Raw genomic sequence first — 12068 nt, 5'->3', positions numbered from 1 at the left:
CGAGGCGGTGACTGACCATAAAAGAGAGCGCCACCGTGGCGCTCTCTTTGTTATCAGGGACTGGTTATCAGGGGCTTGCTATCCGGGAGTTGTTGTTCGGGGCGAAGGCCTAGCGGCTGGCAGGTCCGGCCGGTTTGCCAAACAGCACGGCGAGTTTTTGTCGCCACGGCAGGCCACGGACGTCGCGCAGCATGTCGCGCCACTCGTGGAAGGTGAGGGTGAGGGGGTTGAAGCTGTGGATCGGCTTGGTGATGCCAAAACGACACGGCTCGGCCGGATCTTCCTCGACAAAGGTGCCGAACAACCGATCCCAGATAATGAGCACGCCGGCGAAGTTGCGATCTATGTATTTGGCGTTGCTGGCGTGGTGCACCCTGTGGTGGGAGGGGGTGTTGAAAATCCACTCCAGCCAGCCGAGCTTGCCCACCACCTGGGTGTGGACGAAGAACTGAAAACCCAGGCTGAGCAGCACGGTGGCCACTACCGCCTCGGGCGGGAAGCCGATGACAATCATCGGGATCCAGAACAGCCACATGCCGGAGACCGGATACATCAGGCTCTGGCGAAAGGCGGTGGAGAGATTGAGCCGCTCCGAGCTGTGATGTACCACGTGGGAGGCCCACAGCCAGCGCACATGGTGGCTGGTGAAGTGGAACAGCCAGTAACAGAGATCCTGTAGCAGGAAGAGCAGCAATACGCTCCAGAAGTTCAGCTCGATATCGAACAGTCGCCAGCCCCAGAGGGTGTCATACAGATAAGCGATGGCGATGGCTGCCAGCGCATCGCCCCCCTGATGCATCAGGGCCAGCGCGGCGTTGGCCAGCAGGTCTTTCCACTGGTAGGTGGCGGTTGGAAAAGCTGCGCCATGTTTGCGCAGATAGGCCATCTCCCAGCCGATAAACACCAGAAAGAGGGGAGAGAGGTAGAGCAGGATCAGTTGCACATCCATGAGCAGGTATCCATTCAGAGCAATTGCTCTCCAGCATAAAGGATGAAAGCAATATTTCATTAACATTTTCGAGCCTCTTGCCCGATGGCTGGTTATGCAGTGAGGTTGCAATTCAATCCGATGAATGGTGACCGCTGACTATGCTTGATGCAGATTGAGCGTCAGAGGATTGGGCGATGCGTATCTGTGTTTATCTGTTGCTGGGATTCTGCCTGCTGGCACAGGCCAAAACCCGGGTGGAGATAGTGGCGGATGCCAGCTATCCCCCCTACTCCTGGCAGGAGGGCAAAGAGGTGCGGGGGATCTATGCCGATATTATCCGCGAGGTAACCTCCGCCATGCCCGACTATGAGGTTGTGCTCAAACCGATGCCATGGCGGCGCGGTCTGAGCATGGTGGAGCAGGGCAGCGCATTTGCCATTTTCCCTCCCTACTATATGCCGGATACTCGCCCCTATATCTGGCCCTACTCCCAGCCGCTGCTTGATGAAGAGCTGGTAGTGATGTGTGGCGCCAGTGTGGCTGCCAATACCCCGCAGGCAAGGTTTCCGCTCGACTATCAAGGTTTGCGCTTTGGCATGAATGCCGGTTTTGCGGTCGGCGGCGATGCCTTCTGGCAGGCGGTGAAGGAGAAGAAAATCGATGTGGAGGAGGTGAAGAGCAACCGGGAGAACCTGCTCAAGATCGTGCGGGGGCGGGTGGATTGCACCATCAACGATCGTCTCTCTCTGCTCTATGAACTGCTCGCCATGATCAAGGGGGAGCAGCTGGCGGTGACCGATATCTCGTTGCTCAAACAGGGGCCCGTGCTCAGCCGGGAGCAGGGTTTTCTCGGTTACAGTCGCAAGGGGGATTTTCCCTACAAGGGGAGCTTTATCGAGCAGTTTGACAAGGGGCTCTATCAGCTCAAAAAGCGCGACGGGATCAAGCCCATCGTCGAGCGCTATCTGGGAAAGTCCCCGCGCTGAACCGGTAACCGCGGGAGCGGCTTCAGCAGCGAGTGGGTGTTGTGTCATCCGATCCGCAAAGAAAAAGAGAGAGGAGCCATGGTTCCTCTCTCTTTTTTACTGGCCATTTTAACTGGCTGTGGGTCTGCGTTTACAGCACCTGGCTCAGGAACTGGCGCAGGCGCGGGGAGGGGGGATTGTCGAAAAACTCCGTTGGCTTCTCATCCACCAGCAGTTCGCCACTTTCCATAAAGAGCACCCGATCCGCCACTTCCCGGGCAAAGCCCATCTCGTGGGTCACCACTACCATGGTCATCCCTTCGCGGGCGAGCCCCTTCATGACATCCAGCACTTCGCCAACCATCTCGGGATCGAGCGCGCTGGTGGGCTCGTCAAAGAGCATGATGCGCGGCTGCATGGCGAGCGCCCGGGCGATGGCCACCCGCTGCTGCTGACCACCGGAGAGCTGGGAGGGGTAGCTGCCCGCCTTGGCCGAAAGCCCTACCTTCAGCAGCAGGGCCTTGGCGCGATCTTCGGCCTCCTTGCGGGGCAGTTTGCGCACCTTTTGCGGGGCGAGGCAGATGTTCTCCAGCACCGTCAGGTGGGGAAAGAGGTTGAAGGACTGGAACACCATGCCCACCTCTTCCCGCAGCTTGTTGACATCGCCCGGCTGGGTGAGGCAGATGCCGTCCACCACGATATCGCCGTCGTTGATGGTCTCCAGCTGGTTGAGGGTGCGCAGAAAGGTGGACTTGCCGGAGCCGCTGGGGCCGACGATCACGACCACTTCCCCTTCGGCGACCTCGGTGCTGACGTTTTTCAGGGCATGCACTTCACTGCCGTAGAACTTCTCTACACCGGTCGCCTTGATGATGGGATCAGTTGCTTTTCGCATATTTTACCTCGAGACGGCGCACCAGAAAGGAGAGAGTACCGGTCAGCACCAGATAGAGCAGCGCTACGGTGAACCACACCTCGAACGGGCTGAAAGTGGAGCTCACCACCTCGCGTCCCGCCTTGGTCAGATCGGTGATGGAGATGACCGACACCAGCGAGGAGTCCTTGATCAGGTTGATGAACTGACCCGCCAGTGGCGGCAGCACCCGTTTGAACGCCTGCGGCAAGATGACGTAGCGCATGGTCTGGGCCGAGGTGAGGCCCAGACTGCGGCCCGCCTCCATCTGCCCCTTGTGAATGGAGCTGATGCCTGCACGCACAATCTCCGCCACATAGGCGCCGGTAAAGACGGCCAGTGCCGCGACCCCGGCAGTGAAGCGATCGAGGTTCAGCACTGTGCCGATAAAGAAGTAGACGATGAAGATCTGTACCAGCAGCGGGGTGCCGCGAATGAGCTCCACATAGGTGACGGCCAGATTGCGCAGGGCCGGGTTGGGGGATAGTCGGGCCAGTCCGGCCAGAGTGCCGAGCAAAATGGCGAAGATGCCCGCCACCAGCGAGAGCTTGATGGTCATCCAGACGCCCCAGGCGATGGGGCCGGCGGTCCAGCTCAGCTGGATATCGAGGGCATCGCCACGAAAGACGGTATCCCCTTCGCTGACCTGCACACCACTGGTCGCGATGGGCTGGCGCTGGTTGGGGTCGAGATCGTTTTGCAGGAACAGTTTGCCTTTCTCTGCGGCAGTGGTGCCGGCCACCACGGTGCCGTCAAACTCGGCGTAATTCTTCTGTTCGGCCTGATAGGCGATGTACTGGGGAATGCGTTCCCAGCGCCAGGTGTAGTCAACGGATTGCACCGCCTTGTAGATGCCGAACACGGCCACCAGCAGCATCAGCAAAAAGACGCCGTGCCAGAGCAGCGGGTTGGGCTGTTTTTCCATCTGTCTTGTCGGTTTGGGTGTGTGCACAGTCACAACCTCTTCTCGTTATTGTGTGGGGGGTTGCGAGAGGGGGCGGCAAGGCGCCCCCTTTTTGAGGTTATTTGAGCTGACTCAGCCAGGCGTTGGATTCGAACCACTTCTTGTAGAGGCGGTCGTAGCTGCCATCGCCCTTGATTTGGCGCAGGTAGTTGTTGAACCAGTTGAGGGTGTCTTGATCTCCTTTTCGGATGGCCCAGGCCAGCGGCTCGAAGGTGAACGGCTTGTCGAGGTGTACCACGGCGCCCTTGTTCTGGGAGGCGAAGATGGCGTTGTAGGGCAGGTCGTAGACGAAGGCATCGACCTTGCCGTTGATCACTTCCAGCTTGGCGTCATCCTGGGTTTCAAACTGCAGCAGGGTGGCTTTCGGGATGAGGCGCTTGACCGCCTGCTCGCCGGTGGTGCCTAGCTTGACCGCAATCTTGTATTTTGGGTCGTTGAGGTCGGTGAAGGATTTGATCTCGGCAGCCTTGTCCTTGCGCACTACTATGGTCTGGCCGACCACGATATAGGGATCGGCAAAGTTGACGCGCAGGTTGCGCTGTGGAGTGACGGTCATGCCGCCCATGATGACGTCGAACTTGTTGGTCAGGAGCGCGGGAATGATGCCGTCCCACGCGGTGTTGACGAACTCGACCTTCACGCCCATCTCCTTGGCGACCATCTTGGCGAGATCGACGTCAAAGCCGATGTACTGGCCCTGTTTGTTGGTCATCTCGAAAGGTTGATAGCCGGCGTCGAAGCCAACCCGCAGCACACCGCGCTCCAGCACGGCATCCAGGGTTGAGGTGGGGGTAGTGGCGGGGGCGGCGGTCGCCAGCCCGCAGAAGAGCAGGGTAGAAAGAATCAGTTTTTTGATCATGGGTGACGTCTCTGTCGATGTTGTGTTCGGCCTTGAACCTGATCCCGTGCGACTCCGTGGCACAAGAGACTGCTGCATCCGGCAACAGGCAAGACAGGATGAATGTCTTGGGTCGGGGGAAAGCCCCATATGGGATGCTATGAATCGAGATTGAGCGAAAAATGTACCAAAGACCAATTGTGTCAGAATACTCAATAGGTTAGAGGCACTTTTTGCTCACCGCTTCACTCATAAAATCACACGAAAACAACATATCTATCTAACGTGGCCGGTTCAAGCCCAAATTGTGTTCAATACCTTTTGTTACATATGATGGGGTTCGCTTGTGACTTGTTTTGTACTCTGACGTTTTCTGTACCTGCGGTGGTGCGATCCCGACAGGGCAAGCAGTCTACAGAGACAGTAAACAATATGTTTTTATTGTGAAAATAGTCAGTCCCCTCTGGGTCTTGGCAAACGCTTCTCATATACTCAGTTACCTTCTGAAACTGGTTCTTGTATGGCGCTCTCACTGCTGCTGAAACTGGACGTTTTTACCCTGATGCTGATGGCGCTGGGTGGCTACAGTCTTGGCTTTATTACCCTCTCCATCATCTGGTCTACCCACAGGGAGATCCCCGGTATCGGTTACTGGTGGTGGTCTGCACTCTGTGCGCTGGTGGCCCAGACGCTCTTCTCGTTGCAGGCATTTTTCCCCAGCCCATCCGGCATCTGGCTGGCCAACACCCTGATCACGCTCTGCATCGCGCTGATGCCGCTGGCGCTGCAGCGCTTTTTCGGCCAACCCCCGAACTGGCGTGCCGGTGTGCTATTCATGCTGGTCTATCTGGTGATCCTGAGCTGGTGCATCGTGAAGGGGGGGATGGAGTCCCGGGTGATGCTGGCCTGCCTGAGCTACATGGTGCTGGGGGCGGTGATCGTCTATCTGGTCTGGCGTCACGGCTATCCCGACTATTTGCCGGCGGTGATGGTCTTTACCGTGGTCAACATCCTGCTCTACGCCTTCTACCTGATGCGGCTCTGGTTCCTGTGGCAGGACAACGTGCAGATGCTGATGGATAAGAGCGGGGTCAATGTGCTGCCCTTCCTCTCCATGCTGATGGGGAGCTATCTCTCCACCTTCGGGGTGCTGCTGCTCTGTACCCAATACCGGGCGCTGGCGCTGCACCAGCAGGCGAGTCACGACCCTCTCACCGGCCTGCTCAACCGGCGCGGCTTTATGGAGCAGCTGAAGCAGCAGAAGTTGGGTGACGGCGGCGCGCTGGCCGTGCTCGACATCGACGATTTCAAGCAGATCAATGACCAGTATGGCCACGAGGTGGGTGATCGGGTGCTGGCCGAGCTCGGCGCCTATCTGGGGAGCCAGCCCGATCTGATGTGCAGCCGTTTCGGTGGCGAGGAGTTTGTGCTGCTTTTCTCGCAGCCCGGTGTGCTGGCCCTGCAGCGCTGCGAGGGATTGCTGGAGGGGGTCGCGAACCGCAACATGGGCGGCCTCTCCATCACGGTCAGCATGGGGCTCTCCCACTGGCACGGGGAGTGGCACTTTGATCCTCTGTTCACTCAGGCCGACCATGCGCTCTATTGCGCCAAGCGGCAGGGCAAGAACCGGGTCTGTCAGGCTGGTCGGGAGGCGTAACTCCCACTCAGTCCGGTATCACATAGTGTCGGCAGGTTGGGGGCGCGGTGCCTGCGCCTTGAGGAAGGGAAGCAGCAGCAGGGCCGAGACGCCCGCCGCCACCGAGATCACCACGAAGAAGCCGTTCCAGTGCCAGATCTCCATCACCTTGGCCAGCGGATAGCCCGACAGCGCCGCCCCCATGTAGGCAAACAGGCCGACAAAGCCGGTGGCCGCTCCCGCCGAGTTTTTGTGGGAGCACTCTGCTGCCGCCATGCCGATCAGCATCTGGGGGCCGAACACGAAAAAGCCGATGGTGAAGAAGCAGGCCGCCTGCATCACATAGCTGAAGAAGGGCATCAGCCAGAGTGACCCCACCGCCAGCAGGATCCCCACCGCAAAGATGAGGTTCATCGGGCCGCGGTTGCCGTTGAACAGCTTGTCCGATCCCCAGCCCGCCACCAGGGCGCCGATAAAGCCCCCCACCTCGAACATGGAGATGGCCGAGTTGGCGCTCATCAGATTGAAGCCGCGCTGCTCGGTCATGTAGAGGTTGCCCCAGTCGTTGATGGCGGTGCGCACCACATAGACCAGCACGTAACAGCAGGCCAGCAGCCAGATATAGGGGTTGCCGAGCACATATTTGCGCAGGATCTGGCGATGGGAGAGCCCCGCATCCTGAGTCTGCTGGGCCAGCTCCATCGCATCCTTGCGCCACTCGCCCACCGACGGCAACCCCATGGCGGCCGGGGTATCCCGCAACCGCCAGCAGAGCAGCAGACCGGCCGCAATGGCGATAAGACCGGGCACTATCATGCCGTAGCGCCAGCCATGTTGCAGGGCCAGGGTGCTGACGATAAGGGGGATGAGCGCCCCGCCGGCATTGTGGGCTGTGTTCCAGGCCGACCACCAGACACCCCGCTCACTGCGCGAATACCAGCTGGTGAGCAGCTTGGAGCAGGGGGGCCAACCCCAGCCCTGAAAGAAGGCGTTGGCCACCCAGAGGGCGGCAAACATCCAGAGAGCGGACGAGAGGCCGAACAGGATATTGATGACGCCGGTGGCCATCAGCCCGATCCCCATGAAGTAGCGCGGGTTGGCGCGGTCGCTGATGATGCCGGAGAAGAACTTGGAGCAGCCGTAGGTGATGTAGAACAGGGTCCAGAGCATGCCGATGTCTGACTTGTCCAGCATGCCGCTCGCCAGCATGTCCGGCATGGCGAAGTTGAAACTCTTGCGGGTGAAGTAGAAGACCGCATAGCCCAGATACATGGTGAGCAGCAGATGCAACCGCCAGTGACGATAGGTGGCGTCGATCTCGGCCTGCTCGCGGATCGGCGGTTGCGCCGGTGCGCTTCTCATAAAGCTCAGCATGGGGCTCCTCCCTGATGAAGGGCGAGGTTACTCATGGCTCTCCTCCCGCTTGCGGCAGGGGAGGTTGACCGTCAACTGGGTGCCGTGGACGCAGGAGAGCTGCAAGGTGCCTCCCAGCGCCTGCACCCGCTCGCGAATACCGAGCAGACCATAGCCCTGCGCCGCGCGGCTTTGCGGCAGTCCGCGACCATCATCCTCCAGCACCAGTTGCAGCTGTTCTTCACCGTGCCGCGCCCGGATTGTCACCGAGTGGGCGTTGGCATGCTTGACCACGTTGTTGAGCCCCTCCTGACAGACCCGAAACAGGGTGACCCGCTGGGCATCGGAGAGATCGCTGTCCGCCAGCTGCCACTCCAGCCGGGTGACGATGCCGTGGCGCTCCAGCTCCAGCTCTCTGAGCAGTGCCCGCACCGCCTGCTCCAGGGTCATGTCGTCGAGCTGGCGCGGGCGCAGGCGACCGAGCAGGCCTCGCACCGCGTCGTAGATGCCAAGGGAGAGGGTATCGATCAGGGCGCTGCTCTGGCCCACCCCCGCATTGTCGGGTGCGAGGCGGCGCACTATACCGGCCTGGGTGCGAATGGCGGTGATGGTCTGGCCGATGTCGTCGTGCAGTTCGCGCGCCACCTCCTTTCGGATGCTCTCCTCGGTCTCCAGCAGCCGCTCGGTGAGTTGGCGATTGTGAGCAAGCTGGCGGGTCAGCGCCTGATTGAGCTCGCGCTGGCGCTGGATCCCGGCACCCAGCAGCAGGCCGGTGAGACTCTGGGCCAGCAGGGAGAGCAGCAGATCGAGGGGATGATCGTGCCAGGCCTGACTCGCCAGCAGAGCGATGGTGTTCATCAGGGTGGCGAGCAGCGCCCCCTGCCAGCCGTAGCGCCACGCCATGGCGATGATGGGGATGGCCAGACAAAACGGGGTAAAGCGCACCAGCGAGTTGGGCAGCCCCAGTTGCAGCCAGAGGCTCAGCACGAACAACAGCAGATACCAGACCAGATGGCGAAAGCGCCAGTCTACCGGCTGATCCACCAGGGCAGGGCCGAGCGGCACCCAGGTGGCGCGGGTAAGGTAGTGCCAGATCAGCATGCAGGTGGAGGTGAGGGTGAGCCCACCGGTGAGGGTGAGCAGCAGGGCCGAGAGGCCATCTTCTCCCGCCAGATGCCAGAGCAGGGATTGCAGCAGGGCTGCCACCGAGACGGTGGCGAGCAGCAACAGCAGTTGCTGCCAGTCGTTGCGCACCGGCTGGCGGCGGGCAATCAGCAGGGGTAGCAGGGTGAGCAGGCTGCCGATCAGCAACCACTGCCAGTGGGGCAGCCCAACCTCCAGATTGATCCAGTAGAGCAGCCCCCCTTCGCAGAGCAGCAGCGGCAGCCAGTAGCGACCGGGACTTTGCAGCAGCAGGCCGAGACGCAGGCCGAAGGGGAACAGCAGTACCGCCAGTGCAGGGCCGCCCGCCAGATGCAGGCTGATGCTCCACAGGCAAAACCAGCCGGCGGCAAAGATGAAGCAGGCCGCCAGCGTGATGGCGACATAGCTGGCAAGACGGTGGATCACCAGCTATCCAGCATGCGGTGGGCCAGCTCGACGTTGTTGCTGACCTTGAGCTTGTCCATCAGGTTGGCACGGTGCACATGCACCGTCTTGGGGGAGAGGCCAAGCTGCTCGGCGATGCTCTTCACCTCCAGCCCCTGTGCCAGCAACTGGGCAATCTCCCGCTCCCGATTGGTAAGGGGATCCCGGCTGCTGCTGGCCAGCTTCTGGGCAATGTCGGGGGTGAGGTAGCAGCCGCCGAGCGCGGCGGTGCGCACCGCGGCGATCAGCTCGTCCGGGCTGCAGCGCTTGGAGAGAAATCCCTTGGCTCCGGTTTGCAGCGCCTGCTCGATGAGGGCGGGGCTGTCGTGTACCGAGAGCATCACCACCGCCAGACCGGAGGGGAGCTGCTTGAGCAGATCCAGCCCCGACTGGTCTGGCATCGAGATGTCGCAGACGCAGACGCGGGCGCCACTGCCGGGCAGGCCGGCCAGCGCCTCGCTGGCGGAGCCAAATTCGGCGACCACCTGCAGGTCGGGCTCCAGATTGAGCAGTTGGGCAAAACCGGAACGGACGATCTGGTGATCGTCGATGAGGGCAATGTTTATCATGATGTCAGCCTGAAATTCGGTGCGTCATGACCATGACGCGGCCAACAAGATACCTGCCCCCCGAGTCAGGCTCAAGGGGCGGGGGGGAATAGGGGGAAAATCGACCCGATAAGCAGGGGAAGCTTGATCGGGATCAGGCTGTGCGGGCTGGCCTCCCGGGTTGGCCTGCCCGCAACCGGGATCAGCGGTGCAGCTCGCCGGCACGCTCCGGCTGATAGACCACTTCAAGGATCTCCACCTCGATGGTGCGACCGGCCGGGCCCGGCCAGGCGATGCTGTCGCCCACTTTCAGACCAAGCAGGGCGCTGCCCACCGGTGCCAGTACCGAGATGTTGCTCTCGTCACCCTTGGCATCGCGCGGGTAGACCAGGGTGAGGCAGAACTCGTTGCCGCTGCTCTGCATCTTGAAGCGTACCTTGCTGTTCATGGTGACGACATCGGGCGGCATATCGGTCGGCTCGCGGATTTCGGCGCGATCCAGCTCCTCTTGCAGGGCAAGGTGCTGGGGATGGTTGCCGAGCAGTTGTTCAATCCGATCCAGATCAAGGCTGGAGATAACGAGATGCGGTTGTTTCATAAGATAATCCTTATCAATAGCTTACAGGGCCAGGCCCACTCACGCAGGCTGGCCATCACAAGGGTGTCGAGAGATCGAGAAAGTGCCATGCCCCCAAGCGACTCGCGGCCGAAGGAGCGAGGCGGGGGCTCAGCAGGGTGTGAGCTTGTGAGAGGAAATAGTGAATATTTTCATGGGGCTACCATAACCATTCTGAACGGCTTTGGCAATTATCCTGACAAGGTTGTCAGGGGGCCTGGTAATCGTACTGCTTGATGATGCGGGCCAGACTGCCGTCATCGCGCATGGCGGCGATGGTGTCGTGCCAGCGTGTTGCCTCTTTGGCTGGAAAATGGGGGCTGGCCGCCAGGTAGAGCGCGGCCTGTTTCAGCGTTTCGCCGCGCACCAGATCCGCCAGCGGCAAGCCTGCTTGCAGCTGGTTGTAGCGGGCGCTGTTCCAGGCCACCGCCCAGCCCTGAATGCGGCCCCGAGCCAGCTTGCTGGCGTTGTTGACCTCTTCGGCCACCTCTTCCTGTTTGATCCGTTTGAACGGGAGCAGCAGGCTCTGGCCATAGGAGCTGCGCATTACGCCGATGGTGAGACCGGGCAGTTCGCCGGTTGTCAGCGGTTGGGGATGGTGCTGACGATGAGTCACCAGCACGAAGGCCTCGTCCAGCAAGGGAGCAATCCAGAGAAACAGCGGCTCGCGCTGGGGGCTTCTCACCGGCGGTACCAGCAGTACATCCTGCCGGTGCTGGGTTTGGCTGAGGGCGCGAGCCAGCGGCATCAGCTCGATGGTCAGCGGCTCCTTAAGGCGACGGGCCGCCTCCTCCAGCACCTCGATGGCCATGCCGCTCGGGGCGCCCTGATGAGAGCGGATCACGTAAGGGGGAATTTCAGCTGCGACCACCACCATGGCCCGGGCGTGAAAGGCTGGCAGGAGCGAGGTGCAGAGCAGCAGGAGCAAGGGGAGACGCATGGCAGACCTGATCCGGGATGAGTACACAGAGTGTAACATCCCGCAGAGACAAGTCAGCCCGCTATGGAGCCTCATATCAATCGAAGAAGTCCCGCAGATCGAGCGTCTGATACCCCTCCAGCTGCTGCCAGGGCAAATTCTTGGGCAGCGTTTTTAGGGTCACCTCCATCCGGTAGCTGCGATAGCCGTCGAGGCTCGCCGACTCCACCACCAGCGGCAGCTGCCAGCGAGTCGACCAGAGGATGCGGGTGCGCTGGTTGCCCTCGCGTCTTTCATACCAGCGCGCCTGTTCGGGGGCCGTCTCATCGAGGGGGGTCATCTCCTGCAACAGGGCCGGGTTGATGAGATGGCGGATCCGCGGCCAGTCGGGTTTGAAAGCCACCTGACCGTACTCCTCCTCCGGTACCTCCACCAGCTGGTTGTGCCAGCTGTCGGCGTAGCGCAGTTGCAGCATCCCCTGCTGGTCGCGGGTTACCCAGCGCGCCGCCATCTGGTGGGTAAAGTGTTTGTGGCCCGGGGTGGCATCGTGAGCGGCGTGGTAGGCGCGGGCAAGGGGCAGCGGGATGAGACGCTGGCTCCACACCTGATCGCCGACCCGCAGCCACTTCTCCTGCCACTGGCTCTCCTTGCTGATGCCGTCGCTGCTGGTCACCCGGTCCTGATAGTGGATGCGGGCGGCCAGATCGGGGACTTCATCGGCAAGAAGGGGAAATGAGAGGCTGCTGGCGAGCAGCCACAACGGAAGTAACAGTCGCATATGGATTATCGCTCGAACGA

The 12068-nt window shown here is 61.0% G+C and carries 12 protein-coding genes; 2 read left to right on the top strand and 10 right to left on the bottom strand.

The features are described from left to right. Positions 1-109 precede the first annotated feature (109 nt). Positions 110-949, bottom strand: a complete 840-nt coding sequence (locus AAHA41_RS06100; protein ID WP_323071017.1) for a sterol desaturase family protein — start codon at positions 947-949, stop codon at positions 110-112. A gap of 176 nt (positions 950-1125) precedes the next feature. Between AAHA41_RS06100 and AAHA41_RS06095 the strand changes: the two genes are divergently transcribed. Then, a complete protein-coding gene (locus AAHA41_RS06095) occupies positions 1126-1917 on the top strand; it encodes a transporter substrate-binding domain-containing protein (RefSeq protein ID WP_323071018.1) in 792 nt (263 codons plus the stop codon). A gap of 130 nt (positions 1918-2047) precedes the next feature. On the opposite strand, the gene AAHA41_RS06090 is transcribed toward AAHA41_RS06095, so the two are convergent. From AAHA41_RS06090 to AAHA41_RS06080, 3 genes are all read right to left on the bottom strand, one after another. Beyond that, positions 2048-2791, bottom strand: a complete 744-nt coding sequence (locus AAHA41_RS06090) for an amino acid ABC transporter ATP-binding protein (RefSeq protein ID WP_201959682.1) — start codon at positions 2789-2791, stop codon at positions 2048-2050. Continuing rightward, positions 2775-3734, bottom strand: a complete 960-nt coding sequence (locus AAHA41_RS06085; RefSeq protein ID WP_033114390.1) for an amino acid ABC transporter permease — start codon at positions 3732-3734, stop codon at positions 2775-2777. The genes AAHA41_RS06090 and AAHA41_RS06085 overlap by 17 nt, the downstream gene beginning before the upstream one ends. A 97-nt stretch (positions 3735-3831) precedes the next feature. Beyond that, the gene (locus AAHA41_RS06080; protein WP_041209881.1) at positions 3832-4632 is read right to left on the bottom strand and encodes a transporter substrate-binding domain-containing protein; all 801 of its coding nucleotides are present in this window, start codon (positions 4630-4632) and stop codon (positions 3832-3834) included. A 499-nt stretch (positions 4633-5131) separates the two neighbouring features. Here AAHA41_RS06080 and AAHA41_RS06075 point away from each other — a divergent pair, with 499 nt between their 5' ends. After that, on the top strand, positions 5132-6268 hold the full coding sequence (locus tag AAHA41_RS06075) for a GGDEF domain-containing protein (RefSeq protein ID WP_203976749.1): 1137 nt from the start codon (positions 5132-5134) through the stop codon (positions 6266-6268). 18 nt (positions 6269-6286) lie between these two features. Here the strand turns inward: AAHA41_RS06075 and AAHA41_RS06070 are convergent, their stop codons facing one another. The 6 genes from AAHA41_RS06070 to AAHA41_RS06045 form a co-directional block, all read right to left on the bottom strand. Then, entirely contained in the window at positions 6287-7621 is a 1335-nt protein-coding gene (locus AAHA41_RS06070) for an MFS transporter (RefSeq protein ID WP_071911619.1), read from the bottom strand. Positions 7622-7648: 27 nt separating this feature from the next. After that, complete coding sequence (gene uhpB, locus AAHA41_RS06065) at positions 7649-9169, bottom strand: signal transduction histidine-protein kinase/phosphatase UhpB (protein WP_043851970.1); 1521 nt, start codon at positions 9167-9169, stop codon at positions 7649-7651. Further along, positions 9166-9756 (bottom strand): transcriptional regulator UhpA, encoded by a 591-nt coding sequence (gene uhpA / locus AAHA41_RS06060; RefSeq protein WP_033114395.1) that lies wholly within the window; start codon positions 9754-9756, stop codon positions 9166-9168. The genes uhpB and uhpA overlap by 4 nt, the downstream gene beginning before the upstream one ends. Positions 9757-9937: 181 nt before the next feature. Beyond that, complete coding sequence (gene rnk / locus AAHA41_RS06055; protein ID WP_323070329.1) at positions 9938-10333, bottom strand: nucleoside diphosphate kinase regulator; 396 nt, start codon at positions 10331-10333, stop codon at positions 9938-9940. Positions 10334-10559: 226 nt separating this feature from the next. Beyond that, entirely contained in the window at positions 10560-11291 is a 732-nt protein-coding gene (locus AAHA41_RS06050; protein ID WP_323070328.1) for a transporter substrate-binding domain-containing protein, read from the bottom strand. Between the two features lie 76 nt (positions 11292-11367). Next, positions 11368-12048, bottom strand: coding sequence for a hypothetical protein (locus tag AAHA41_RS06045; RefSeq protein WP_323070327.1), 681 nt, complete (start codon positions 12046-12048; stop codon positions 11368-11370). Positions 12049-12068: the final 20 nt, after the last annotated feature.

The sequence above is a fragment of the Aeromonas sp. SER genome, from assembly GCF_038739615.1.
GTDB lineage: Bacteria > Pseudomonadota > Gammaproteobacteria > Enterobacterales > Aeromonadaceae > Aeromonas > Aeromonas jandaei.
Note: the sequence above shows the minus strand (reverse complement) of the source record. Positions and strands in the feature narration are given on the sequence as shown.